Origin of the sequence: Kocuria kalidii (genome assembly GCF_044462225.1) — a bacterium.
GTDB lineage: Bacteria > Actinomycetota > Actinomycetes > Actinomycetales > Micrococcaceae > Kocuria > Kocuria kalidii.
The window spans coordinates 1-25,672 of record NZ_JBISWJ010000017.1 but is presented as its reverse complement, the minus strand read 5'-3'; the positions used below and the strand labels follow the sequence as shown (position 1 = coordinate 25,672).

Genomic DNA, 25,672 nt, shown 5'->3' with positions numbered 1-25,672 from the left:
GCGGCTCAGCGCCGGCCGCGTGCGCTCCCCGCGAAGGGGAACTCGTCGCGGATCGTCCAGACGCCGTGCCCGTCGAGCTCGTAGAGGCCGATCCGGTCCACGAGGAAGCCGGCGCGGTAGGTCCGCAGCATGTCCTGCGCCCGGTCGAGGTCCTCCTCCTCCACGGCCTGGGCGATCGTCACGTGCGGGTGGAAGTCGAAGGGGGACGCCGAGACGAGCTGCTCCTCGTGCAGGGCCTCGTGCAGCGCCCGGCACTGCTCCTCGCCCTCCCGGATGCGCAGGTAGACCACCGGACTCACGGGGCGGAACGTGCCCGTGCCGTTGATCTCCACCCGGAACGGCTCCCACTCGCGGGCCACCGAGCCCACGCGGTCGACGACGTCGTCCCAGCGCTCCGCGTGGGGGGCGATCATCAGGGTGATGTGCGCCGGCACGGCGTAGGAAGCCGGGTCCCCGAAGGACGCGCGCCAGTCCTGGAGCTCCCGGCCCACGGGCTCGGGCAGCTCGATCACCACGCCCGCGTACACCTGACCGGGGCGGATGGTGGGGGACTGCTGCGTTCGGGTCAACTCAACTCCTCACAGGACGGGACCCAGCCTAGCCCAGCCCCCCGGACCCGCCCAGGCGCGGCAGGAAGCCCATCCGGTCGTAGACCCCGGCGAGCGTCCGGACGGTGATCTCCCGGCCCTTCTCGGCACCGCGGGCCAGGATGCGGTCGAGTTCCGCGGGGTCGTCCAGCAGCTCGTGGGCGCGCGCCCGGATGGGGTCGAGGGTCTCCGTGACCACCTCGGCCAGGCCCACCTTGAGGTGGCCGTACAGCCGTCCCTCGTACTCCGCCACCACGTCGTCCACCGCCCGGCCGCTGAGCGCCGAGTAGATGGTCAGCAGGTTGGCGATGCCCGGCTTGGCCTCGCGGTCGAAGCGGATCTCCGTGCCGTCGTCGGTCACGGCCGACCTGATCTTCTTCGCGTTCTTCCGGGCCGGGTCGAGCAGCCGGACGAGACCGTTCTCGCTGGCCGCGGACTTCGACATCTTGGCGGTGGGGTGCTGCAGGTCGTAGAGCTTGGCGGACTCGGCGAGGATCTTCGCGTCCGGGACCACGAACGTGTCCCCGAACCGGGAGTTGAACCGCTGCGCGAGGTTGCGGGTCAGCTCGAGGTGCTGGCGCTGGTCCTCGCCCACGGGCACCTGGTGCGCCTGGTAGATCAGGATGTCCGCGGCCATCAGCACCGGATAGGCGAAGAGGCCCACGGTGGCGTTCTCCGCGCCCTGCCTGGCGGACTTGTCCTTGAACTGCGTCATCCGGGAGGCCTCGCCGAAGCCCGTGATGCAGTTCAGGGCCCACGCGAGCTGGGCGTGCTCGGGCACGTGGGACTGCACCAGCAGGGTGGAGCGCTCCGGGTCGATGCCGGCCGCGATGTACTGCGCCGCCGTGACGCGGGTCCGCTGGGCCAGGGCGGCCGGGTCCTGGTCGGCGGTGATGGCGTGCAGGTCGGCGACGAAGAACACGCACTCGTTGTCGTCCTGCATGTCCACCCAGTTGCGCACGGCCCCCACGTAGTTGCCCAGATGCAGGGAGTCCGCCGAGGGCTGCACCCCGGAGACGACACGGGGTGCGCCGGAGGCGGTGGGGACGTCGAACGGTACGGCGGGCTGAGCGGTCACGGTGCGGGGTCCTTCGATCGGGCGTGCGGCGGCGGGGCGCGGAACGGGGTTCAGAGCTGGTAGTCGACCACGACGGGCGCGTGGTCGGAGAAGCGGGTGTCGTAGCTGGGGGCGCGGTCCACCACCGCGGTCACGGCCCGGGCCGCGAGCCCCGGGGTGGCCATGTGGTAGTCGATGCGCCACCCGGCGTCGGTGTCGAAGGCCTTCCCGCGGTACGACCACCACGTGTAGGGCCCCGGGACGGGACCGGCGAGCTCGCGGGCGACGTCCTTGTAGCCGTGCTCGCCGAGGAACCGGTCGAAGTAGGCGCGCTCCTCGGGCAGGAACCCGGCGTTCTTGACGTTGCCCTTCCAGTTCTTGATGTCGAGCTCGGTGTGCCCCACGTTGAGGTCCCCGACGACGAGCACGTGCTCCCGCGTGCGGGCCAGCTCGGGCAGACGCTCGGTCATCACGTCGAGGAAGCGGTACTTGTCGTCCTGCCTGGGGGTGCCGACCTCCCCGGAGTGCACGTAGGCCGAGACCACGGTCAGCGTGCTCCCGCCGTCGAGGGCGTGGTCGGTCTCGACCCACCGTCCCGAGGTCGTGAAGTGCTCGTGGCCGATGGAGTCGCGCCGGCCCGTGGGCAGCAGCGACCCGCCGCGGGCCTCGCGGCGCGTCGCGACGGCCACGCCGGCCCGGCCCTTGTCCGCGGCCTCCGCGTGGTGGACGTCCCACACGCGTTCGTCGAGCAGGTCCCGCACGACCGTGTCGGGGGCCCGGACCTCCTGCAGGCACAGGATGTCGACGTCGCGGCCGGCGAGCCAGTCGGCCATGCCGCGCTTGTAGGCGGCGCGGATGCCGTTGACGTTGACGGTGGCGACGCGCAGGACGTTCTCGGGGCGGGACATGCAGGGGCACCTGTCTTCCGGGGAGGGTGTGAGGGGTCGTGCTGGGGCCGCGGCCCGCGGGTCAGTCGACCACGGTGCCGTCGAGCGGTTCCTGGCGGAGCATGCTCATCCCGTTGCCGGCCGTGACGTCGATCGTGTCGAGGGCGCGGTCCAGCGCCTCGCGCCGTTCCTCCGGCACGGGCAGCGCGGCGAGCTCCTGCTTGATCACCCTGGACTGGACCAGGACGATCTGGAAGCTGTGGGACAGCTTCTCGTCCCGCATGGAGTCCGCGGCACCGGAGCGTGTCGCGGCGGGGGCGCGGCCGGAGCCGGTGCGCAGCTGCTCCCGGGCCTCGTCGACCTGCCGGCGGCCGAACCGGGCCGCCCTGCGGACCATGAGCACCACCCAGGCGGCGAGCAGCAGCCAGCCCAGCGCGATCCCGGCGAGCGCCCATCCCAGCCAGGAGTTCGCGTTCGCGGCCTGCAGCAGGGCCACCACGAAGATGACCACGAGCACAGCCATGCCGATCACCGTCCCCCAGAGGGCGGTGCGGCCGGCGGGCTCGGCGGTCGAGGCGGACGGGGTCGGGGATCCGATGGAGCGCATGGGGACCAGTGTCTCAAATCCCCGGCCGGGCCACGAACCGGCGCGGGCTCCCCGCGGTCCCGCCGCCCGTGGTCCCGCGGACGGGGGCGGCCCCGGGAGCGGGCGATCGCTCCCGGGGCCGCGGCGTGCCGCCGGGGCTCAGCCGATACCGGCGTGCCGCTCGGCGGTCTCGACGACGTTGAGCAGCAGCATGGCCCGGGTCATGGGCCCCACCCCGCCGGGGTTCGGCGACATCCAGGAGGCCTTCTGCGCGGCGGCCGGGTCGATGTCGCCGGTGAGCTTCTTCTTCCCCGTCCCGGGGTCCTCGACGCGGGAGACGCCGACGTCGAGCAGCACGACCCCGTCCTTGAGGCGGTCGGCGGTGATCATGTGCGGTCGCCCGGCGGCGGCCACGACGACGTCGGCCTGGGCCAGCAGCTCGTCGAGGTTCTTCGTGCCCGTGTGGGCGAGGGTGACCGTGGCGTTGATCTCCTTGCGGGTCAGCAGCAGCCCGATCGGCCGTCCGACGGTCACGCCGCGGCCCACGACCAGCACGTGCCGGCCCGCGAGGTCGACGTCGTGCCGGCGCAGCAGCTCGATCACTCCGTTCGGTGTGCACGGCAGCGGGGAGGCCATCGGCTCGGAGACGTTGAGCACGAGACGGCCGAGATTCGTCGGGTGCAGCCCGTCCGCGTCCTTGTCCGGATCGACGCGCTCGAGGATCGCGTTGGTGTCGATGTGATCCGGCAGGGGCAGCTGGACGATGTAGCCGGTGCACGCGGGGTCCGCGTTGAGCTCGTCGAGGACGCGCTCGAGCTCCTCCTGGGAGACGTCCGCGGTCAGCTCGCGGCGGATGGAGGAGATGCCGACCTCGGCGCAGTCCTTGTGCTTGCCGCCCACGTAGGAGTGCGAGGCGGGGTCGCCGCCCACCAGCACCGTGCCGAGGCCGGGGGTGATCCCCCGTTCCGCCAGCACGGCGACGCGCTCGGCGAGCTCGGCCTTGATGGCGGCGGAGGCCGCCCGCCCGTCCAGTACCTGCGCGCCCATGCTCACCACTCCTCGAGGCCGTCGTAGAGGGGGAAGTCCGTGGCGAGCCTGTCCACGCGGGTCCGCAGGGCCGGGACGTCGGCGTCGGGCTTGAGGGCGGTGGCGATGATCTCGGCGACCTCCTCGAACTCGGGGTCGCCGAAGCCGCGGGTGGCCAGCGCGGGGGTGCCGATCCGCAGCCCGGAGGTGACCATCGGCGGCCGCGGGTCCCACGGCACGGCGTTGCGGTTGACGGTGATCCCGGCCCGGTGCAGGAGGTCCTCGGCCTGCTTGCCGTCCAGCTCGGAGTCGCGCAGGTCCACCAGGACCAGGTGCACGTCGGTGCCGCCGGTCAGCACGGACACCCCGGCCCGGGCGACGTCGTCGGCCCCGAGCCGCTCGGCGAGGATCCGGGCGCCCCGGACGGTGCGCTCCTGTCGGGCCCGGAACTCCTCGGTGGCCGCGATCCTGAAGGCCACGGCCTTGCCGGCGATGGCGTGCATGAGCGGTCCGCCCTGCTGGCCCGGGAAGACGGCCGAGTCGATCTTCTTCTTGAGCTCGCCCGTGGTCAGGATGACCCCGGAGCGGGGCCCCGCGAGGGTCTTGTGCACCGTGGACGTCACCACGTGGGCGTGCGGCACCGGGTTGGCGTGCAGGCCCGCCGCCACGAGGCCCGCGAAGTGGGCCATGTCCACCCACAGCTTGGCGCCGACCTCGTCGGCGACCGAGCGGAACGCCTCGAAGTCCAGCTCGCGCGAGTACGCGGACCAGCCGGCCACGATGACCTGCGGGCGCTCGGCCAGCGCCTGCTCCCGCACCTTCTCCATGTCGATGGTGTAGGTGCCGGGGTCGACCTCGTAGGCGGCGATCTCGTAGAGCTTGCCGGAGACGTTGAGCTTCATCCCGTGGGTGAGGTGGCCGCCGTGGGCGAGGGACAGGCCCATCAGCTTGTCGCCGGGTGTCATGAGCGCCTGCATCACGGCCGTGTTGGCCTGGGCGCCCGAGTGCGGCTGCACGTTGGCGTGCTCCGCGCCGAACAGGGCCGTCGCCCGGTCCCGCGCGAGGTTCTCGACGACGTCGACGAACTCGCAGCCGCCGTAGTAGCGGCGCCCGGGATAGCCCTCGGCGTACTTGTTCGTCAGCACGGAGCCCTGGGCCTCGAGGACCGCCCGGGGCGCGAAGTTCTCGGAGGCGATCATCTCGAGAGTGCCGCGCTGGCGGCCGAGCTCGTCGGCGATCGCCGCGGCGACCTCCGGGTCGACCTCGGCGAGAGGCTGGTTGGTGACGGACGGGGAGGTGCTCGTGGACATGCCGCTCCTGAGGGGTGGGGACCTGGGTGGACCGTCTACGAGTTTAGGCGATGGCGCAGCACCAGGTCTCTGCCGCCGTGCGCGGCCCTGCCCACGACCCGTTCGAGCGGGCCCTGCCCCCGGGCCCGGCGCCAGAGGACCGCGAAGACCGTGCCGGCCAGGACCTGCACCAGGAACCACAGGACCGGCTGCTCGTAGTGCACCTCCAGGAAGAGCACGAGCAGGTGCGCGGAGTAGAGGGTGAGGGTCATCGAGCCGGCCGCGACCAGCGGCAGCAGCACGCTCTCGGCCCGGCGGGCCACCAGCAGGCACAGGCCCAGGACGAGGGCCCCGGTGCCCACACCGCTCAGCAGGGCGAGCGGTGTGTTGGTGTGCGGGCCGGTCACGGCCAGCCACCACCAGGTGGACGTGGGCAGGACCGGGTCCGGCCCGTACACGAGGACGTCCCGGATGTCCTCCCGGTCCGTGAAGGGGCTCGCGGCGAGCATCCGCCCGATCCCGCCGAGGGGGTGCAGCAGCAGCCACGAGGTGCCGGCGGACAGCGCCGCGAGCGCGGCGCCGCCGATCAGCAGGCCCGCCTGCGTGCGTGCCGCCGAGAGGTCCAGCCGTCCGAGGGCCAGGCCCGCGAGGAGGTAGGCGACGTACGTCACCCCGGGGTACGAGCCGGTCACGAGCAGCTGGGCGAGGGCGGTGCCCGGTTCGGCGACGACGTCGGCGAGAGCCGGGTTGTAGACGCTGAAGACGGGCAGGGCGGGCCCCAGCGAGTGCACCAGCACGGGCCCGAGCAGGGCCGTCCCCGCGGCCCAGGCGAACAGGGCGCGTGCGGACAGGTGCAGGAAGGGCAGGGCGAGCAGGAAGAACATCCCGTAGTAGACCAGGATGTTGTAGGCGGGCGGGTCCCCCGGGGAGAACTGGTTGACGAGCAGTCCCAGCAGGGTGATGAGCACCGCGCGCACGAGCAGCCCGGTCCGGTCGGCGGTCCTCCGGCGTCCGGCGTGCACGCGGGTCCCGCCCGAGACGAAGGCCAGACCCACGCCGGCGAGCAGTGCGAACAGGGCGGCGGCCCGGCCGGAGAACAGCGTCCACTGGGCCGTGGCCTCGAAGGTCTCCGGATCCCAGGCCGGCAGGACGTGCACGGAGATCATGCCGAGCAGGGCGAGGCCGCGGGCCGCGTCGATCCCGACCAGGCGCCGGCCGGTCCGCGGCGCCGCGGACGGCTCCGCGGACCGGTTCCCCCCGGCCGGGTGGTGGGTGTGCAGCATGGCGGTCGTTCCCCTCTCGCGGCGTTCCGGCGGGCCCCCTGCCCGACCGTCCGGGGCCCGCGGGCCCCTGTCCGGCGACCAGTCCAGCAGACGGGCATGTGGCGCCCTTATCCGCTTCCTGTGCCGAGGCTGTGAAGTGCGTCCGCAAAGGACCGGGGGGCGGGTCCGGCGCTACGCTGAGGGCGGTCCGAGATCGATCCGAGGCCGCCGGCGCCGTCGGCGGCGGGAGCTCCAGGGAGGCGCGCCGTGACCGAGCCCGTGCAGCGGCCCACCGCCGTGGACCTCCCGCGCCTGCGGCACCCCGACGGCGCGCCGGTGCGCGCCCTCGTCGTGGACGACGAGCCGCTGCTCGCCCAGATGGTGTCCATGGGGCTCTCGATGCTGGGCTGGGACGTGCGCTCGGCCCACGACGGCGAGTCCGCGGTGACCGAGGCCCGCGGGTTCCGGCCCGACGTCCTGGTGCTCGACGTCATGCTCCCAGGCTGCACCGGCGTCGAGGTGCTCGAGCGGATCCGCACGTTCGCCCCGGCCGTCCCGGCCCTGTTCCTGACCGCGAAGGACAGCACCGAGGACCGCATCACCGGGCTCGCCGCGGGCGGGGACGACTACGTGACGAAGCCGTTCGACATGGAGGAGCTGCTGCTGCGGCTGCAGCGCCTGGTGCAGCGTGCGGGCATCGCCCACCCGGACGCCGCGGAGCTCGTCGTGGGCGACCTCGTGCTCAACGCGGACACCCGGGAGGTCCGCCGCGGCGGCGAGGAGATCCCGCTGACCGCCACCCAGTTCGACCTGCTGCGCTGCCTCATGCACAACGCGCGCCGCGTGCTGAGCAAGCCGCAGCTGCTCGAACAGGTCTGGGGCTACGACTTCGGCGGCCAGACCAATGTGGTGGAGCTGTACATCTCGTACCTGCGCAAGAAGATCGACGCCGGCCGCCCGCCCATGATCCACACCGTGCGCGGCGCCGGCTACGTGCTCAAACCGGCCGAGTGAGCGACCCGATGAGCACGGTTCCGTGAGCACGGCCGCATGAGCACGGGGAGGGCCGGCGCGCGGTCCCGGGGCGGGGCACGGGACGGGGCCGTGGGCAGGGCACTGCAGCTGCGGACCAAGCTGCTGCTCATGGTCCTGGCGCTGCTGACCGTCGCGTGCGCCGCGGTGGGGGCCCTGGGCAACGCGGCCCTCAGCGTGTCCCTCGGCGAGCAGCTGGATCGGGAGGTCCGCGACGCCTCCTTCCGGACGATCGAGTACGGGGTGCGGGCCTCGGCCGGACCGTCCGAGGAGCTCGAGAGCATCATGGACGTCCCCGCGCAGGGCGCCGGCACCCTCAACGCCCGCATCATCGACGGCGAGGTGGTCCGCGGCGGGCTCTTCGCGACCGACGGGACGCGCCAGCGGCTGGGCGACGCGGACCGGCGGCGGATCGAGGAGCTCGTGGTGGAGCTCGGCGCGGAATCGGACGCGGACGGCGGCGAGGAGTGGGGGCCCGTGGACGCGGAGCTGGCCGTGGGCCGCTACCGGGTGCTGGTCGTCGACGACCCGTGGGACTGGGGGCTGGTGCTGACCGGCCTGCCGCTGGCCGACAAGGAGGACACCCTGCGCAGCTTCGGGGTGAGCACCGCGGCGATCTCGACCGGCGCGATCGCCGCCACGGGGCTGATCGGGCTCGTCGTCGTCCGGCGCACCCTGCGCCCCGTGGAACGCCTCTCCGACGTCGCGACCAGGGTGTCGGAGCTCGACCTCGACCGCGGAGAGGTGGTCCTGCCGGTGGGGGCCGTGGCGCCGGCCGCGCACCCCGACACGGAGGTCGGCCGGCTCGGGCACGCGTTCGGGCGGATGCTGGACAACGTCGCCCACGCCCTGACGGCCCGCCAGCGCAGCGAGACGCGCGTGCGCCGCTTCGTGGCCGACGCGAGCCACGAGCTGCGCACCCCGCTGGCCAGCATCCGCGGCTACGCGGAGCTGATCCGGCTCACGGAGCCGATGAGCCCGCAGGGACGCAGCTCCCTGTCCCGGGTCGAGTCGGAGGCCTCGCGGATGACCGCGCTCGTCGAGGACCTGCTGCTGCTCGCCCGCCTGGACGAGGGCCGCCCCGTGGTGACGGAGGACGTCGACCTGCTCGAGCTGGTCGTCGAGACGGTCAGCGACCTCAGGGTCGCCGCACCCGGTCACGACTGGCGCCTCGAGCTGCCCGACGAGCCCCTGCTCGTCCGGGGCGACCCGGCCCAGCTGCGCCAGGTGCTGATCAACCTGCTCGCCAACGCCCACCAGCACACGCCGGCCGGGACGACGGTCACGACGTCGCTCGGCACGGCGGCCGGGTCCGGCGACGAGGCCGTGCTCGTGGTCGGCGACGACGGCCCGGGGATCGGCGCCGACTTCCTGGAGCACATCTTCGCCCGCTTCGCCCGGGAGGACCGGGCCCGCGCCGGTGGCTCCGGCGGCGTGGGCCTGGGACTGTCCATCGTGGAGGCCATCGTGCTGGCCCACCACGGTCACGTCGGCGTGAGCAGCGTCCCGGGGAGCACCCGGTTCACCGTCCGGCTGCCCCTGGCGGGCCGCTGACCCGCGGTCCGCTGGCCGGACGCGGCTTGCCCCGACGGCTCCCGGGCCGTTTAATGAACTGGTCAGGAACCGTCGGCACGGACGGACGTCCCGCTCCCGTGCCGAACCGCAACGCCGCGCCCGGGGTCCGTAGCGTGCCGCGTGCCGAGGTCTCTCCGTGCGGTTCCCGAGGGCCACGGCATTTCGCACCCATCTCCGGAGGAACGCCCGTGAACGCTCTGCCCACCGCCCCGTTCACCGCGTCCCTTCCGCGGATCCACGGTTCGGACGGCCCCCCGCAGGCGGTCGACCAGTTGCGCTGCCCCCACGAGGCCGTGATCTTCGACATGGACGGCGTGGTGACGGACACCGCCGCCGTGCACGCCGCGGCCTGGAAGACCCTGTTCGACGCGATCCTCGACGACGACCGGCTCGAGCCCGCCGAGGAGGGCACCACGATCGACCGGCGGCCCTTCGACAGCGACGCCGACTACCGCCACTACGTGGACGGGCGACGGCGCGAGGACGGCATCCGGTCCCTGCTCGCCGCCCGGGGCGCGCGCCTGCCGGAGGGCGACGAGACGCCGGGGGCGTGGACGGTGCAGGGCCAGTCCGTGCTGAAGAACACCTACTTCCAGGACGCCCTGCAGGTGCAGGGCGTCCGGGTCTTCGAGAAGACCGTCGCGCTCATCGAGCGGCTGCGCTCGGCCGGGGTGCCGGTGGGCCTCGTGACCGCGAGCCGCAACAGCGTCCCGGTGCTCGCGGCGGCCGGGCTGCAGGACTCCTTCGACATCATCGTGGACGGCCACTTCGCCGCCGAGCACGGGCTGCCCGGCAAGCCGGCGCCCGACACGTTCCTGACCTGCGCCAAGATGCTCGGGGTGAACCCGGCCCGGGCCGTGGTGGTGGAGGACGCCGTCTCCGGCGTGCAGGCCGCGGCGGCCGGCGGCTTCGGCACGGTGGTGGGGATCCGGCGCCACGGCGAGCGCAAGGACCTGTACCGGGCGGGGGCCACGCTCGTGCTCAACGACGTGGGCGAGCTCGACATCGGGGCCCGCCGCGACGATCCCTGGAAGCTCGTCTTCGAGGGCTTCGACCCGGCCACCGAGTCCCGGCGGGAGACCCTGCTGACGCTCGCCAACGGCTACATGGGCGTGCGCGGGTCCGCCTGCGAGTTCCCCGACAACGGGGTGCACTACCCCGGCAACTACCTCGCCGGCGTCTTCAACCGGGTGGTGAGCCACCTGAGCGGCCGCGACGTCGAGCACGAGTCCATGGTCAACGCCCCCAACTGGACCCACCTGGACCTGCGCGTCTCCGGCGGCGACTGGTGGTCGGAGGGCGGGCTGCGCCCGTCGGAGGAGCGGATCGAGCTCGACCTGCGCCGCGGTCTGCTCATCCGGTCCCTGACCCTGAGCGACCTCAACGGCGACCGGGGCGAGGACGGGGCCCACGCCCGGCTGGAGATCGTCCAGCGCCGTCTCGTCTCGCTGCGCTTCCGCCACCTCGGCGCGCAGGAGACCACGGTGACCGCCCGGGGGTTCTCCGGGCGGCTGCACCTGCGCACGGGCATCGACCCCAGTGTCCGCAACAACGGGGTGGCGGAGTACTACGACCTCAACGACCACCACCTGGTGGACCTCGAGTCGACGTCCCTGCCCGACGACCACGAGACCCTGCTCTCCCACGTGCGCACCACCCAGTCCAAGATCGAGATCACCACGGCGCAGCGCACGACGATCGAGGGCGGCCAGAACGTCCGGGAGCGCCGCGAGATCCGCCCCGGCGGCACCGAGTTCCGCCGCCACCAGGTCAACGTCGCCGACGGCCGCCCGGTGATCATCGACTCGACCACCGCGGTGGTCACGAGCCGTGACGCCGCGATCGGCTCGCCCCGCGAGGGCGCCCTCGCGGAGCTGGACCGCAACCCGAGCGGCGTCCGGGGGCTGCTGCCCTCGCACGAGGTCGAGTGGTCGCTGCTGTGGGACCGCTACGACGTCGACGTGTGCCCCGACCCCGAACAGCGCACCGGGGAGCTGGGCCTGACCCAGCTGGCGCTGCGGGTGCACCTGTTCCACGTGTCCCAGACCCTGGCGCCGCACATGTCCCTGCGTGACGCCGGCGTCCCGGCCCGCGGGCTGCACGGCGAGGGCTACCGGGGGCACATCTTCTGGGACGAGCTCTACATCCTGCCGGTCGTGAACCTGCACCAGCCGCAGGTGACGCGCGGGCTGCTCTCCTACCGGTGGCGCCGGCTGCCCATGGCGAAGCACCGGGCCACCGAGTTCGGGCTCGAGGGCGCCGCGTTCCCCTGGCAGTCCGGGTCGGACGGCCGGGAGGAGACGCCGCCGGAGCTCTTCAACCACCACTCCAACCGGTGGCTGCCGGACAACTCGTGGCGGCAGTTCCACGTGGGCCTCGCCATCGCGTACAACGCCTGGATCTACTACGAGACCACCGGTGACATCGACTGGCTCGCGGGGCAGGGCTCGGAGCTGATCGTCGGGATCACCCGCCTGTTCGCGTCCCTCACGGACTACGACCCCGCGGACGGCCGCTACCACATCGCGGGCGTGATGGGCCCGGACGAGTACCACGACGGCCCGCGCGGGCAGCACGGCGGCGGGCTCAAGGACAACGCCTACACGAACGTGCTGGCGGCCTGGCTGTTCCGGCACAGCGCCCACATCTTCCACGACATGGTCGAGCACCAGCGGGAGGAGCTCTCCGCCCGCTTCGACCTCTCGGCCGAGGAGGTCGGGACCTGGCAGCAGATGGCCGAGCGGATGTTCGTGCCGTTCAACGCGGACGGCACGATCAGCCAGTTCCACGGCTACGACGACCTCGACGAGCTCGACTGGGAGTTCTACCGGGCCAAGTACCGCAACATCGGCCGCCTCGACCTCCTGCTGGAGAACGAGGGCGACATGACCAACAACTACAAGCTGGCCAAGCAGGCCGACACGATCATGCTGGTCTACCTGCTGGGACCCGACGGCCTCGTCGAGGAGCTCGGCCGGATGGGCTACGAGGTGGACCACGCGGCCGTCGAGCGCACGGTCGACTTCTACATCGCGCGCTCGTCGCACGGCTCCTCGCTCTCCCGGGTGGTCAACGCCTCGGTGCTCGCGTGGCTGCACCCGGACCGGTCGTGGGCCGCGTTCCAGGACGCCCTGCTGGTGGACCTCGACGACACCCAGGGCGGGACCACGGGCGAGGGCATCCACCTGGGCGCGATGGCCGGCTCCGTCGACGTCGTGACCCGCGCCTACGCGGGGCTGCGCGTGCGGGGGGAGTGGCTCGAGTTCGACCCCGCCCTGCCGAGCCAGCTGGAGACGGTCAGGTTCACCGTGCTCTACCGCGGCCAGGTGATCCGGGTCTGCATCGACCACCACGTCCTCGAGCTCGAGGGCGCCTCCCGCCGCGCGGACAGCGTCACGATCCACGTGCACGGCGCGGAGTACGTGCTCAAGGGCGGCCAGAAGATCCGGGTGGCCATCCAGCACGGGCACGTGCGCTCCGCGCGGCCGGCCGCCACCCGGCAGGGCGTCTGAGCCGCCGGCGGACGAGCGCCCGGGCCCCGGTCGGCAGGGCCGGGCCCGCGGCTAGGCTGGGGCCATGGAACCCCTCGCGCCCGCCGCCCTGGTCCTCCCGCACGGGGGCCACGAGCCCCGGATCGACCCGTCCGCCTTCGTGGCCGCGACCGCCACGGTCGTCGGCGACGTCGAACTGGGGCCCGGGTCCGGGACGTTCTACGGCGCCGTGGTGCGCGGGGACCGCTCCCCCGTCCGGGTGGGGGCGCGGTCCAACCTGCAGGACAACGTGGTGGTCCACTCCGACCCCGGCCACGCCTGCACGATCGGCGCGGACGTGAGCGTGGGCCACGGCGCCGTGGTGCACGGGTGCACGGTGGAGGACGAGGTCCTGGTCGGGATGAACGCGACCGTGCTCAACGGCGCGGTGATCGGCACCGGCTCGCTGGTCGCCGCGGGCGCCGTCGTCCTGGAGGGCACCGTGGTGCCGCCCCGGTCACTGGTGGCCGGGGTGCCGGCCAAGGTCCGGCGCGAGCTCACGGCGCCGGAGCAGGAGAAGGTCCGCGCCAACGCGCGGACCTACGTGCAGCTCTCGGCCGAGCACCGCCGGCTCAGCGCCGGAGCCGGGCCCCGCGCCCGCTGACCTGCGGGTCGTCACTGTGCTGCGAGCGTGCGCGCGTAGTCCAGGTAGGCGTCGTGGTCGAAGCCGGGCAGCAGGCACGACTGCACCACGTAGCCCTGCAGCACCGAGAGGATGGCCTGGGCGAACATCCCGGCCCACTCCCCGGCCCCGTGGGCGTCGAGTCCCAGCTCCTCCACCGCCCACCGCCCGTAGCGCTCCTGGACCCGGTCGCGGACCCGCCCCAGGTGTTCCCCGGCCAGACCCGCCAGACCGGGGTCGCTGACCGCCTCGCCCCACGTGATGAGGAGGAGGCGGGTCGTGTCGGGGTCCGCGGCCAGCTGCTCCAGCAGTCCCACGACCCACGCCGCGGGGTCGGCGCCGGGCGCGTCCTCCGCGGCCACCAGGACCCGGTCCAGGGCCGCTCGGGCGGTCGCCGCCACGAGGTCCTGCTTGCTCGGGAAGTGGTTGTACAGCGCCCCCGCCGACAGCCCCGCGGCGGCGATGATGCGGTGCATCGACGCCCCCTCGAAGCCGTGCTCGAGGAAGCACCGGCCGGCGGCCGCCACGATCTCGCGGCGTCGCTCGTCCTTGTACTGCTGGCTCACCCGGGGCACGGGTCCAGTGTAGGTCGCGAACGGTCATTCGATCACCGCTCTCCCATCGGGTGCGGCCGGCGGACGGCGTGGCAGAATGCGCCCATGCCCGCCCAGACCCTCAGCCCGTTCGTCGACGCCGCCCTCGACGCCGCCCACCTGGACGACCCCCGCACCGCCACGGGCCGCACGCTCGGGTGGGGGGTGGTCAGCACCGCCGACGTCGCGGAGAACGTCGTCCCGGACATCGCCGCACTGCCCGACGCCCGGCTCGTCGCCGTGAGCTCCCGGGACCAGGGCCGCGCCGAGGACTTCGCCCGCCGGCACGGGATGCTGCGGGCCTACGGCAGCACGGCCACCGCCACGGGCCTGGACCGCCTCGCGGCCGATCCCGAGGTGGAGATCGTCTACGTGGCCACCCCGCACGGGTACCACCACCGGGACGTCTCGGCACTCCTGCGGGCGGGCAAGCACGTGGTGTGCGAGAAGGCCCTGGCCATGACCGCCGCGGAGGTCCGTGACCTGCTCCGCCTGGCGCGCGAGCACGGCGTCTTCCTCATGGAGGCGGTCTGGACCCGCATGACCCCCGGCTTCCGCACCGCCATGCGCAGGGTGCGGGACGGACGGCTCGGCCGGGTGCGCTCGGTCGAGGCCTCCATCGGCATGCACCGGCCCCTCGACCCGGCGCACCGGCTGTTCCGGAAGGCCGACGGCGGCGGGGTCCTCCTGGACATGCTGGTCTATCCCCTGACCTGGACCTCCGCCGTGCTGGGGGCCCCGGAGGGCTGGAGCGCCCGGTCGGAGCTCGGCCCCACGGACGTGGACCTGGACACCGCGCTGACCCTGGACTACGGGCACGGCCGGGCCCACGTGAGCGGCACCCTGTCCACCACGGTCCCCCACCAGGTCACGATCAGCGGCACGGACGGCTGGCTGCGCGTGGACGGGCGGATCAACTGCCCGACCACCCTGGTGCTGCAGAGCGCGGACGGGATCCGCCGGGGCGCCGCCCCGGTCGTCGAGCACGTGGCGGTCGCGGGCGCGGGCTACGGCTTCGAGATGCGCGAGGCCACGCGCTGCGTGCAGCAGGGCCTGCTCGAGTCCCCCGTCATGCCGTGGGCCGACTCCCTGGAGCTCGCGGAGCTCTTCGACCGGGTGCGGCAGCGGATCGGTCTGGTGTATCCCCACGACGCCCGGTGACGGCCCGGTTCGCCCTGGGCGATGCCGTCCGGGACCTGTTGAACGCCCCCGGGAGCGGGTCTATCATGGACAACAGTTGAGTTGATGCGACTCAACTAAGTATCGAAGACATTGCGCATATGCTTCAGGAGATGATTGACGTGGCCACGATGTTCACCCCGTTCAACGAGTTCGACCGTCTCGCCGCTTCGCTCTTCGCCCGGCAGGGGCTGCGGGAGATGCCCATGGACCTCTACCGGGACGGCGACCAGTACATCCTCCGGGCGGACCTGCCCGGCATCGACCCCGGCAGCGTCGACGTCGACGTGGACGGGCAGCTGCTGACCATCCGGGCGGAGCGGGACCTCCCCGAGGTGCAGGACGTCCAGTGGATCACCCGGGAGCGGCAGAGCTCCTCGTTCGTGCGCCAGCTCAACCTGGGCCAGGGCATCGACATCCAGCACATCGCCGCGAACTACGACAACGGCGTGCTCACGGTGACGATCCCGGTCACGGCCCAGGCCAAGCCCCGCAAGATCCAGGTGGTCTCCGGCCAGGGCGAGCAGCAGGCCCTGGACGAGGGCTCGCAGCAGGGCGGCGACCCCGTGATCGGCGAGGGGGAGCTGGTCAACGGCGCCGAGTCCACCCAGTCCACCGAGGGCTGACCCCGGACCCCTCGAGAACCTCCCCGCGCCCGCGCGGGACGCCGCGGCCACGGGCCCGTTCCCCGCGGGGGACGGGCCCGCCGTCGCGCCCGGGAGCGCCCGACGGCCGGCGCCTGCCAGCGGCCGGGGCGCCGCCTCGGGTATCTTGGCACCAGGAAGCGACACCATCGATCCGACGACGTCCTGGGAGACAACCCGCACATGGCCAAGATCATCTACACCCGCACCGACGAGGCGCCCCTGCTCGCCACCTACTCGTTCAAGCCGATCATCGAGGCCTACGCCTCGACCGCCGGCGTCGAGGTGGAGACCCGCGACATCTCCCTGGCCGGGCGCATCCTCGCCGTCTTCAACGACCGCCTGCCCGAGGACCAGCGGGTGGACGACGCCCTCGCGGAGCTCGGCGAGCTGGCCAAGAGGCCCGAGGCCAACATCATCAAGCTCCCCAACATCTCCGCCTCCGTCCCGCAGCTGAAGGCCGCGGTCAAGGAGCTGCAGGAGCAGGGCGTGGAGCTCCCGGACTATCCGGACGAGCCGCGGACCGAGGAGGAGAAGGAGACCCGGGCCCGCTACGACAAGGTCAAGGGCTCCGCGGTCAACCCGGTGCTGCGCGAGGGCAACTCGGACCGCCGCGCCCCCGCCTCGGTGAAGAACTACGTCCGCAAGAACCCGCACCGCATGGGCGAGTGGTCCGCCGACTCCCGGACCAACGTGGCCACGATGGGCGCCGACGACTTCCGCGACAACGAGAAGTCCGTCGTCATGGAGGCCGACGACGACCTGACGATCCGGCTGGTCGGCGAGGACGGCAGCACCACGGTCCTGAAGGAGTCCGTCCCCGTGCTCGCCGGCGAGGTCGTCGACGGCACCGTGATGCGGGCCGCCGCCCTGGACGCCTTCCTCGCGGAGCAGGTCGAGCGCGCCAAGCAGGAGGACGTCCTGTTCTCGGTGCACCTGAAGGCGACCATGATGAAGGTCTCCGACCCGATCATCTTCGGCCACGTGATCGAGGCCTTCTTCCCCGAGGTCTTCGCCGCCCACGGTGCCGCCCTCGAGGAGGCGGGCCTGTCCTCCGACAACGGCCTCGCCGCGATCCTCAACGGCCTCGACGCCCTGCCGGCCGAGGTGCGCGACGAGGTGCGGGCCGCGATCGACAAGGGCCTCGCCGAGGGCCCGAAGCTCGCCATGGTCAACTCCGACAAGGGCATCACGAACCTGCACGTGCCCTCCGACGTCATCGTCGACGCGTCGATGCCGGCCATGATCCGCACCTCCGGGCACATGTGGGGCCCCGAGGGCGAGGAGGCCGACACCCTCGCGGTGCTGCCGGACAGCTCCTACGCCGGGATCTACCAAGTGGTGGTCGACGACTGCCGCGCCAACGGCGCGTTCGACCCGACCACCATGGGTTCCGTGCCGAACGTGGGTCTCATGGCGATGAAGGCCGAGGAGTACGGCTCCCACGACAAGACCTTCGAGATCGCCGCGGCGGGCACCGTGCAGGTCGTCGACTCCTCCGGCAGCGTGCTCATCGAGCACGAGGTCTCCCCCGGTGACATCTGGCGCGCGTGCCAGACGAAGGACGTCGCGATCCGCGACTGGGTCAAGCTCGCCGTCACCCGCGCCCGGGCCTCCGGGACGCCGGCCGTGTTCTGGCTGGACCGCACCCGCGCCCACGACACGAACCTCATCGCGAAGATCGAACGCTACCTGCCCGAGCACGACACCGAGGGCCTGCAGATCGAGATCATGTCCCCCGAGGAGGCCACCGCGTTCTCGATCGAGCGGATCCGCCGCGGCGAGGACACCATCTCGGTCACCGGCAACGTGCTGCGCGACTACCTGACCGACCTGTTCCCGATCCTGGAGCTCGGCACCTCCGCGAAGATGCTCTCCGTGGTCCCGCTGATCAACGGCGGCGGCCTGTTCGAGACCGGGGCCGGCGGCTCCGCACCGAAGCACGTCCAGCAGCTGGTCGAGGAGAACCACCTCCGCTGGGACAGCCTCGGCGAGTTCCTCGCCCTGGCGGCGAGTCTCGACCACCTGGCCTCGACGGCGGACAACGCCCGCGCCCGGATCCTCGGCGAGACCCTGGACCGGGCCACGGGCACGTTCCTCGAGGAGAACAAGTCCCCGAGCCGGAAGGCCGGCGAGATCGACAACCGCGGCAGCCACTTCTACCTGGCCCTGTACTGGGCCCAGGAGCTGGCGCGGCAGGACGAGGACGCCGAGCTGGCGCAGGCCTTCGCCTCCGTGGCCGAGCAGCTGGCCGCCAACGAGGACGCGATCAACGAGGAGCTGGTCTCCGTGCAGGGCCGCCCCGCCGACATCGGCGGGTACTACCGCCCGGACGACGAGAAGACGTTCTCGGTGATGCGCCCGTCGGAGACCTTCAACCGCGTCCTCGCGTCGCTGAGCGCCTGAGCTGAGCGCGCGGACCGCCGCGCCCGGCCCTGACGGCGACGGCCGCACCCCGAGGGGTGCGGCCGTCGCCGTGCGCCGTGGTGCACGGCCCGGGTCGCGGGTCAGTGGAAGAAGTGCCGGGCCCCCGTGAAGTACATCGTCACGCCCGCGGCCTCGGCCGCCGCCACGACCTCCTCGTCCCGGATCGAGCCGCCCGGCTGGACCACGGCGCGCACGCCGGCGTCCAGGAGCACCTGCAGACCGTCCGCGAAGGGGAAGAACGCGTCCGACGCCGCGACGGCGCCCCGTGCGCGCTCGGCGCCGTCCTCGCCCAGGCCGTTGGCCCGCTCCACCGAGAGCCGGCAGGAGTCCACGCGGTTGACCTGCCCCATCCCGATGCCCACGGACGCGCCGCGGTCGGCGAGCAGGATCGCGTTGGACTTCACGGGCCGCAGCGCCTTCCACGCGAAGGCCAGGTCGGCGAGCGTCCGCTCGTCCGCCGGGGCGCCGGCGGCGAGGGTCCACGCGGCGGGGTCGTCGCCGGCGGCGTCGAGCCGGTCGGAGACCTGCAGCAGCGCGCCGCCGGAGACCTGCCGGTACTCGAGGGCGTCCTGCGCGAAGCCCTCGGGCAGCTCGAGCAGCCGGATGTTCTTCCGGGCCCGCAGGACCTCCAGGGCCCCGGGCTCGAAGCCGGGGGCGACGACGACCTCGGTGAAGATGTCCTTGACGGTCTCGGCCATGGCCCGGGTCACGGGCCGGTTGGCGGCGATCACTCCGCCGTAGGCGGAGAGCGGGTCGCACGCGTGGGCCTTGCGGTGGGCGTCCGCGACCGGGTCCTCGGCGCCCGGGGTGGCCACGGCGAGCCCGCACGGGTTGTTGTGCTTGACGACGGCCACGGCCGGCTCGTCGAAGTCGTAGGCGGCGCGCAGGGCGGCGTCGGCGTCCACGTAGTTGTTGTAGGACATCTCCTTGCCGTGCAGCTGGTCGGCCTGGGCGATGCCGGGGGCCGCGGCCTCGTCGACGTAGAGCGCGCCCTTCTGGTGCGGGTTCTCGCCGTAGCGCAGGGCGGCGGAGCGCTGGAGGGCGAGCCCCGCGTAGGGCGGCCAGAAGTTGGCGTCCTCGTCCTGGTCGAACTGCTGCGCCGTCCAGGTCGCCACGGCGGTGTCGTAGGCGGCGGTGTGCGCAAAGGCCGCGGCCGCCAGCCGGCGGCGCGCCCGCAGGTCGAAGCCGCCCCCGGCCGCCGCGTCGACGACCTCGTTGTAGGCGGACGGGTCCACGACGACGGACACGGCCGCGTGGTTCTTCGCGGCGGCCCGGACCATGGAGGGCCCGCCGATGTCGATCTGCTCGACGACCTCGTCCTGGCCCGCGCCGGAGCGCACGGTGTCCACGAACGGGTAGAGGTTCACGACCACGAGGTCGAAGGGCTCGATCTCCAGCTCCGCGAGCTGGTCCATGTGGTCCTGCTTCCGGCGGTCCGCGAGGATGCCCGCGTGCACTCGCGGGTGCAGGGTCTTGACCCGGCCCTCCAGGCACTCCTGGAACCCGGTGACGTCCGCGACCTCCGTCACGGGCACGCCCAGGGCGGCGATGCGCCGTGCGGTCGAGCCCGTGGAGACGATCGCCACGCCGGCCTGGTGCAGACCGGTGGCGAGGCCCTCGAGGCCGGTCTTGTCGTAGACGGAGACCAGCGCCCGTCGGATGGGCACGCGGTCAAGCTGGATGGGGCTCACAGGTTCTCCAAGGGTCGGGGTCGTGGCTGCCGGCGGGATCCGCCGGGACCATTTTACGGACCCGCGCGGAGGTGTCGGCACGTGCCGGACGGTACCGGCGGACGTCCTCCACCGGGCGCGCCCACCGCTCGAACCGCTCCGGCCGGCTGTGCCCGTCCCGCCGCGCCGACGCCGCAGGATCCGTGCACGCGGTGCCGCCGCGCTGTCGGCGACACCCCTACCGGCGCGTCACCGGGCCGGGACCGGGCGGGCCAGGACACCGAGGGTGTCCACGAGGAGCTCCCGCTCGGCGGCCTTGATCCGCTCGTGCAGCTCGTCCTCGGTGTCGCCGTCCCGCACGGGGACCGCGGCCTGCGCCAGGATCGGGCCCGCGTCGACGTCGGCCACGACCTCGTGGACGGTGACGCCGGTGACCTTCACCCCGTGCGCGAGCGCGTCCCGCACCGCGTGCGCCCCCGGGAAGGACGGCAGCAGCGAGGGGTGGGTGTTGACGACCCGGCCCGCGAAGGCCTCGACGAACCCGGCGTCCACGATCCGCATGAACCCCGCGAAGAGCACCCGGTCGGGCGTCCGGGCGGCCACCGCCTCCTGCAGTGCGCGGTTCCACCGCGTCCGGTCCGGGTGGTCCCCGGGCCGGACGAGGAACGTCTCGATCCCGGCGTCCCGCGCCCGCACGAGCCCGGTGCAGGGCTTGTCCGCGCCCACCGCGGCGACCTCCACGTCGATCCGGCCCTCCCGGACCGCGTCCAGCACCGCCTGGAGATTGGTGCCGGAACCGGAGACCATGACCACGATGCGCATGCCGACGAGTCTAGTCGGGCGGGGCGGGGAGCGGCCCCGGGGGTGCCCTAGAGTGAAGGGCATGACCCCTCCCCGACCGACCCCCGAGGCAGCTCCGGCGGACACACGACGCGCCGCCCCCACCCGTGCGGCGGGGGCGGGACTCGTCTGCGCGGCGGTCGCCCTGCTCCTCGTCGGCTCCAGCCTGTGGCCGACCGTGGCGGGGGTCGTGCTGGCGGCCGTGGGCCTCGGGCTGGGCATCGCCGCGCTGGTCCGCTCCCGGGGGACGGGCAAGCGCCGGCTGCTGGTGGTGAGCGCGGTCGCCGCGATCGTGCTGGGGACGCTGAGCCTGCTCACCGGCGGGGCCCGGCTGGCCCTGTGGCCGGTGGCCGAGGCCTACCAGCAGTGCCTCGCCGACACCCTCACGCTCTCCGGGACGGCGCAGTGCCAGCAGGAGCTGGAGGACGGCGTCTGGGACTACCTCTCCGGCGGCTCGGGGGAACCGGCCTCGGACGACGCCGCGGAGGCCTCGACCGCGTCCACGTCGAACGCCTCCGCGGCACGGGAGGGCACGGAGGCCTCGACGGCCCGTTCCTGAGACGCCCACGGAGCGTCGTCCGCGGGCCGGTCCGTGCGCCCGGCCTCCGGCCGCGGGTCCCGCCGCCCGGACGAGCGCATCGCCCGCCGAGCCGCGGCCTCCTCCCGGCGCCTCCTGCGCGCCTCGCGCCTCGCGACCGGTGTCCCGGCCTCCTCGTCCGCGGCGCCGCGGGGCGGGGCGAACGACGGCTCGTGCTCGAGCCAGGGGCCCACGACGCAGCCGACGATCGCGCCCACGGCCACCTCCGCGCCGAACCAGAGCAGCACGGCCGGTCCGTCGGGCCCCACGTCGGTGAGCCGGCCGAGCCCCAGCGAGCCGTGCGCCAACCAGCTCAGCAGCATCACCAGCACGCCGGCGACCGCGCCCACGAGGAGCCCGGTCAGCAGCGTCGACAGCGGGAAGGTGATCCAGCGGGCGGGCAGCCGGATCGCCATCCAGTCGTCCAGGTGGTTCTCCCCCTCCCGCAGGAACCACCAGCCGGCGAGCACTCCCGCCAGGACGGGCAGCACCACCACGACGAGCGCCCATGCCGGGAGGTCCGCGGGCGGCAGCGCCGCGAGCGCGGGGAGCATCGGCACGGGCCCCGGGTCGGTGCCGAGGGGTGAGGAGTGCGTGCCCGAGCCCAGGTCGAAGCCCGCCCCCGTGGCCCAGGCCAGGGCGTAGACCGCGAGGTTCGGCAGGTAGCCGAGCTGGAGCCCGGTCAGGGCGGTGTCCCCCGGCACGCCGGTGCCCAGCCGCTGGTAGACGCCCACCACGTCGTTCCAGTTCCAGAGCAGGGCGGCGGCGAGCAGGGCGGCTCCGGCGCCGACCCCCGCCACGGCCGCCACGAACCCGGCACGCAGCACCGCCCACACGTAGGAGCCCGCCCAGCGGGAGTACTGGCTCGTGCGCTCGACCCACGCCGCGGCGTTGACGCCGATCAGCCCGGGCAGGGACCGGGAGGCCCGGTACGCGCCCACGAACCCGCCCAGCGCCACGGGCACGAGCGGGAAGACCGCGGCGGCCCCCGGGCTCGCCGCGACCTCGTCCGTGCTGAACAGCAGCGCGGCCGCCGCGCCCACGGCGGCGTAGGCGGCCAGTCCGCTCAGGTACGGCTGCCAGAACTGGCCCTCCCAGCAGGCGCGCGCCAGCCGCCGTCCGGCGTGCCACGCGAGCGCGAACGGGACGAGGGTCAGCCCGAGCGGGACCAGGTTGAGCGTCCCGGTGGTCGCGGGCAGCCCTGCGCCGGGGTCCAGCGCCACCTGGAGGGGGGTCAGGTGCGCGAGCAGCCACACGTGGCCGGAGAGCACGAACCCGCCGGTCAGGCCGAGGGTGTCGAAGCCGTCGGCGAGCCACACCATGAGCACGGTCAGCAGGACCAGGAGGTAGGACACCACGGCCACGGAGCCGAGCTCCACGACGCCCTGCAGCCACAGCGGCATCGGCACGTCGCGGCGCCCGGCGGGTGCTGCGGGGGAAGAGGAGCCTTGGGAGTTCATCACCGCCCATCCTCCCACGCCCGTGCGGCGCCCCGGGGGAGGTTTCACCCCGTCGTCACCGGCGGGCCACGCGGCGCTTCCCGCGGTGTCGCCCGCCCCGGAGAGGCTCGGCCCATGAGAGTCGTCGTGGTCGCCGAACAGTTCCTCCCCCACCTCAACGGGGTCACCCACTCGGTCCTGCGGGTCGTCGAGGAGCTGGTCTCCGGGGGGGCACGACGTCGCGGTGGTGGCGCCCTCCTACGACCCCGCCCCGCTCGGGCGCCTCGCGGAGGAGGTGGTGGAGGACCTCGACGGCGTGCCGGTGCACCGGCTGCCCGCGGTCCCCCTGACCGGCTACCCCGACGTGCGGGTGGCCGGAGGCACCGTCGCGCGGGTGCGGCGCCGGCTGGAGCGTCTCCGGCCCGATGTCGTGCACGTCGCCTCGCCGTTCGTGCTGGGCCGCCGGGCGATCCTGGCGGCCCACCAGCTCGGGGTGCCCAGCGTGGCGGTCTACCAGACGGACGTGCCCGGCTACGCGGCGAAGTACGGGGCCCCGTTCCTCGAGCAGCTCCTGTGGGGGCACGTGCGCTCGATGCACAACCTCGCGACCCTCACGCTCGCTCCGTCCAGCTCGGCCGTCCGGCAGCTCACCGAGCACGGCGTCCACGACGTGCACCTGTGGCGGCGCGGGGTGGACACGACCCGCTTCTCCCCGCGGCACCGCGACGAGCGGTGGCGGGCGGAGGTCGGCGGCGGGCGGCGGATCGTCGGCTACGTGGGCCGGATCGCACCCGAGAAGCAGGTCGAGGACCTCTCCGCGGTCGCGGACCTGCCCGGCGCCCGCCTCGTCGTCGTGGGCTCGGGGCCGGAGGAGGACGCACTGCGCCGCCGCCTCCCGCGGGCGCACTTCACCGGCCGCCGCACCGGGGCCGAGCTCGCCGGGATCATGGCCTCCCTCGACGTGTTCGTCCACCCCGGGGAGTTCGAGACGTTCTGCCAGACCGTCCAGGAGGCCATGGCCTCCGGGGTGCCGGTGGTCGCGACCGGACGGGGCGGACCCCTCGACCTCGTGGACCCCTCCCGCACCGGCTGGCTGTATCCCCCCGGCGACCTCGGCTCGCTGCGCGCGCACGTGGCCGACCTCCTGGGGGACGACGCGAAGCGCGCCGCGTTCGGAGCCGCGGCGCACGCGGCGGTGCAGGGCCGGACGTGGGACGTCCTGGTCGGCCAGCTGCTGGAGCACTACGGCCGTGCTGTGGCGCTCGGGGTGCGCGGACGCGGTCCGCGTCACCGCCGGCCCGCCTGAGGTCCTACCGCCGCGCGGGGGACGCGTCCAGCACGGGCACTCCCGTGTCCGCGTACCGCCCGGGCTCGGCGGTGAGCACGGTCAGACCGTGCACCAGCGCCGTGGCCGCGGTGAGCCCCGCGAGCGGATCGGCAGCGGCCAGGCCGCCCCATGCCCTGGCCACGGCGGCGTCCACCGGCAGCACCCGCGCCGGGAAGCGCAGCTCGAGCTGCTCCGTCCACAGCGTCTCGTCGGGCCGCTCCGCGAGCAGCTCGCCCAGCACCGTGGCCGGCAGGAACAGCCGCCGGTGCCCGTGCCGCCGCAGGACTCCCGCCAGCGCGGGGCAGCGCTCCGGGGTGCGGATCCCGAGGAGCACGGAACGGTCCAGGAGGAGGTCCACGGTGGCGGGTCCGCCGAGCCGGCTCAGGCCGCGGCGGCGAGTTCGCCGCGGGCCGGGGCCAGCAGGAAGTCCACGAACTCGGTGCGGGCCTGCACCACCCGTGCGTACTCCTCGACGCTCATGGCGGAGCTGCCGAGCGCCGGGGCACCGATGACGGAGCCGCCCGGTACGGCGCTGCCGGGGACCGTGCTGCTCGGCGAAGTGCCGTGCGGCGCGGCCACGGGGGACGTGCCGCCGCGGGAGACGGAGTGGAGGGGGTCGGACATGACCGGGATCCTTCGTGCGCTCTTGCTCGCACCGGGTGCCGCCGCTGCGGCGATGCGAGCCGCTTCGTCATCCGAACCACCCGTGAACATGGGGTTGGTGCCCGGTCAAGTCGGAGCTTGCCGACCGGGACTCTTGAAGCTGCTCCCATTGAACCACATCGTCGCTCCGGACCACGTCGGCCGGCGGCGCCCGACCGGACCCGGAGCCGTCCTCCGGTGCGCCGGTCTTCCCCGGCGTGTCACCGCTCCGACACCTCGACGACACATCGCTGCGCTGGAATGGGTGACGAGAACACCGGGGTCGGCGCCGGCGCCGATCCCGAGCATTACGTTTCGGTGACACAACTCACGACGTGCCTGTCGTGGTGTCAGAGCCTCGGGGTAGCCTGAACATGCTTCTCGAGATGCGGCGTCCACGCGCTCGGCCGGAGATCGGCGATCCCCGGCGAGTTCGCGGAGAGGCTCCGACCCGCTGCGCGCCAACCCGAAGTTCCCGGGTGGATCGGATGACGAAGCGGCGGGCAACGCCCTCGGATGCCTGCAAGAACGTCAGGAGAAAACATGACCATGTCCGAAGAAAGAACAGCCATCCCCACCGACCAGCGCGAGGAGTGGATCGACGTGACCGTCACCGCCCTCCCCGATCTGCACCTCGTCCGGCTCACGTCGACCGACGGGGACGTACAGGAGTACCTGAGCCCCGAGGCCGACGACCTCGCCGCCGCGGCGGAGCACACGGAGGGAAACGCGCAATGGTGCGCCAAGTACCGCCAGCTCCTCGTTCCCGGAGCCCTCGCGGCGACCGGGCGGCACCCGTTCTTCAAGCTCCACCCCTCGTCCCTCCCGCTGTCGGCGTAGCCGGCGGAGACGGGACGACAGAGGCCGCAGCCCACCGGGCT

General features: G+C 73.5%; 21 protein-coding genes, 1 pseudogene and 1 riboswitch. Of the genes and pseudogenes, 9 read left to right on the top strand and 13 right to left on the bottom strand.

What is annotated here, in order from left to right; translation table 11 throughout:
• Positions 1-5 precede the first annotated feature (5 nt).
• The 7 genes from ACH9D3_RS02465 to ACH9D3_RS02435 all read right to left on the bottom strand — a co-directional run bounded on the left by ACH9D3_RS02465 (position 6) and on the right by ACH9D3_RS02435 (position 6,715).
• Positions 6-569, bottom strand: a complete 564-nt coding sequence (locus tag ACH9D3_RS02465) for a 2'-5' RNA ligase family protein (RefSeq protein ID WP_396400354.1) — start codon at positions 567-569, stop codon at positions 6-8.
• Positions 570-597: 28 nt separating this feature from the next.
• Positions 598-1,665, bottom strand: a complete 1,068-nt coding sequence (gene trpS / locus ACH9D3_RS02460; RefSeq protein ID WP_396409721.1) for a tryptophan--tRNA ligase — start codon at positions 1,663-1,665, stop codon at positions 598-600.
• A gap of 50 nt (positions 1,666-1,715) precedes the next feature.
• Positions 1,716-2,552 (bottom strand): exodeoxyribonuclease III, encoded by an 837-nt coding sequence (locus ACH9D3_RS02455; RefSeq protein ID WP_396400356.1) that lies wholly within the window; start codon positions 2,550-2,552, stop codon positions 1,716-1,718.
• Between the two features lie 61 nt (positions 2,553-2,613).
• A complete protein-coding gene (locus ACH9D3_RS02450) occupies positions 2,614-3,138 on the bottom strand; it encodes a hypothetical protein (RefSeq protein WP_396409720.1) in 525 nt (174 codons plus the stop codon).
• Positions 3,139-3,276: 138 nt separating this feature from the next.
• Complete coding sequence (locus ACH9D3_RS02445; RefSeq protein ID WP_396409719.1) at positions 3,277-4,164, bottom strand: bifunctional methylenetetrahydrofolate dehydrogenase/methenyltetrahydrofolate cyclohydrolase; 888 nt, start codon at positions 4,162-4,164, stop codon at positions 3,277-3,279.
• Between the two features lie 2 nt (positions 4,165-4,166).
• On the bottom strand, positions 4,167-5,453 hold the full coding sequence (gene glyA, locus ACH9D3_RS02440; protein WP_396409718.1) for a serine hydroxymethyltransferase: 1,287 nt from the start codon (positions 5,451-5,453) through the stop codon (positions 4,167-4,169).
• 35 nt (positions 5,454-5,488) lie between these two features.
• Positions 5,489-6,715, bottom strand: a complete 1,227-nt coding sequence (locus ACH9D3_RS02435) for a heparan-alpha-glucosaminide N-acetyltransferase domain-containing protein (protein ID WP_396409717.1) — start codon at positions 6,713-6,715, stop codon at positions 5,489-5,491.
• A 246-nt stretch (positions 6,716-6,961) separates the two neighbouring features.
• On the opposite strand from ACH9D3_RS02435, the gene ACH9D3_RS02430 reads away from it, so the two are divergent.
• From ACH9D3_RS02430 to ACH9D3_RS02415, 4 genes are all read left to right on the top strand, one after another.
• On the top strand, positions 6,962-7,708 hold the full coding sequence (locus ACH9D3_RS02430) for a response regulator transcription factor (RefSeq protein ID WP_396400361.1): 747 nt from the start codon (positions 6,962-6,964) through the stop codon (positions 7,706-7,708).
• Between the two features lie 36 nt (positions 7,709-7,744).
• Positions 7,745-9,280: a sensor histidine kinase gene (locus ACH9D3_RS02425; RefSeq protein WP_396409716.1), complete on the top strand. Its 1,536-nt coding sequence runs from the start codon at positions 7,745-7,747 to the stop codon at positions 9,278-9,280.
• 209 nt (positions 9,281-9,489) lie between these two features.
• Positions 9,490-12,813 carry a beta-phosphoglucomutase family hydrolase gene (locus ACH9D3_RS02420; protein WP_396409715.1) on the top strand — a complete coding sequence of 1,108 codons (3,324 nt, stop codon included), beginning with the start codon at positions 9,490-9,492 and terminating at the stop codon, positions 12,811-12,813.
• A gap of 64 nt (positions 12,814-12,877) precedes the next feature.
• Positions 12,878-13,435, top strand: coding sequence for a gamma carbonic anhydrase family protein (locus ACH9D3_RS02415; protein WP_396409714.1), 558 nt, complete (start codon positions 12,878-12,880; stop codon positions 13,433-13,435).
• 11 nt (positions 13,436-13,446) lie between these two features.
• Here the strand turns inward: ACH9D3_RS02415 and ACH9D3_RS02410 are convergent, their stop codons facing one another.
• Positions 13,447-14,028: a TetR/AcrR family transcriptional regulator gene (locus ACH9D3_RS02410; RefSeq protein ID WP_396400365.1), complete on the bottom strand. Its 582-nt coding sequence runs from the start codon at positions 14,026-14,028 to the stop codon at positions 13,447-13,449.
• A gap of 84 nt (positions 14,029-14,112) precedes the next feature.
• Here ACH9D3_RS02410 and ACH9D3_RS02405 point away from each other — a divergent pair, with 84 nt between their 5' ends.
• The 3 genes from ACH9D3_RS02405 to ACH9D3_RS02395 all read left to right on the top strand — a co-directional run bounded on the left by ACH9D3_RS02405 (position 14,113) and on the right by ACH9D3_RS02395 (position 18,275).
• Positions 14,113-15,207: a Gfo/Idh/MocA family oxidoreductase gene (locus tag ACH9D3_RS02405; protein WP_396409713.1), complete on the top strand. Its 1,095-nt coding sequence runs from the start codon at positions 14,113-14,115 to the stop codon at positions 15,205-15,207.
• A 131-nt stretch (positions 15,208-15,338) separates the two neighbouring features.
• Positions 15,339-15,851, top strand: a complete 513-nt coding sequence (locus ACH9D3_RS02400) for an Hsp20 family protein (RefSeq protein ID WP_396409712.1) — start codon at positions 15,339-15,341, stop codon at positions 15,849-15,851.
• Positions 15,852-16,052: 201 nt separating this feature from the next.
• Positions 16,053-18,275 carry an NADP-dependent isocitrate dehydrogenase gene (locus ACH9D3_RS02395; RefSeq protein ID WP_396409711.1) on the top strand — a complete coding sequence of 741 codons (2,223 nt, stop codon included), beginning with the start codon at positions 16,053-16,055 and terminating at the stop codon, positions 18,273-18,275.
• A 101-nt stretch (positions 18,276-18,376) separates the two neighbouring features.
• Here the strand turns inward: ACH9D3_RS02395 and purH are convergent, their stop codons facing one another.
• From purH to ACH9D3_RS02380, 3 genes are all read right to left on the bottom strand, one after another.
• Positions 18,377-19,987, bottom strand: coding sequence for a bifunctional phosphoribosylaminoimidazolecarboxamide formyltransferase/IMP cyclohydrolase (gene purH, locus ACH9D3_RS02390; protein WP_396400369.1), 1,611 nt, complete (start codon positions 19,985-19,987; stop codon positions 18,377-18,379).
• A 228-nt stretch (positions 19,988-20,215) separates the two neighbouring features.
• Complete coding sequence (gene purN / locus ACH9D3_RS02385) at positions 20,216-20,788, bottom strand: phosphoribosylglycinamide formyltransferase (RefSeq protein WP_396409710.1); 573 nt, start codon at positions 20,786-20,788, stop codon at positions 20,216-20,218.
• A gap of 456 nt (positions 20,789-21,244) precedes the next feature.
• Positions 21,245-22,843, bottom strand: coding sequence for a cell division protein PerM (locus ACH9D3_RS02380; protein ID WP_396409723.1), 1,599 nt, complete (start codon positions 22,841-22,843; stop codon positions 21,245-21,247).
• A gap of 114 nt (positions 22,844-22,957) precedes the next feature.
• Here ACH9D3_RS02380 and ACH9D3_RS02375 point away from each other — a divergent pair.
• A pseudogene (locus tag ACH9D3_RS02375) lies at positions 22,958-24,128 on the top strand (glycosyltransferase family 4 protein).
• A 4-nt stretch (positions 24,129-24,132) separates the two neighbouring features.
• Here the strand turns inward: ACH9D3_RS02375 and ACH9D3_RS02370 are convergent.
• A complete protein-coding gene (locus tag ACH9D3_RS02370) occupies positions 24,133-24,507 on the bottom strand; it encodes a hypothetical protein (protein ID WP_396409709.1) in 375 nt (124 codons plus the stop codon).
• 23 nt (positions 24,508-24,530) lie between these two features.
• Complete coding sequence (locus ACH9D3_RS02365; protein ID WP_396409708.1) at positions 24,531-24,773, bottom strand: hypothetical protein; 243 nt, start codon at positions 24,771-24,773, stop codon at positions 24,531-24,533.
• Between the two features lie 13 nt (positions 24,774-24,786).
• Positions 24,787-24,912: riboswitch (SAM riboswitch) on the bottom strand.
• A 422-nt stretch (positions 24,913-25,334) separates the two neighbouring features.
• Here ACH9D3_RS02365 and ACH9D3_RS02360 point away from each other — a divergent pair.
• Entirely contained in the window at positions 25,335-25,631 is a 297-nt protein-coding gene (locus tag ACH9D3_RS02360) for a hypothetical protein (RefSeq protein WP_396409707.1), read from the top strand.
• Positions 25,632-25,672: the final 41 nt, after the last annotated feature.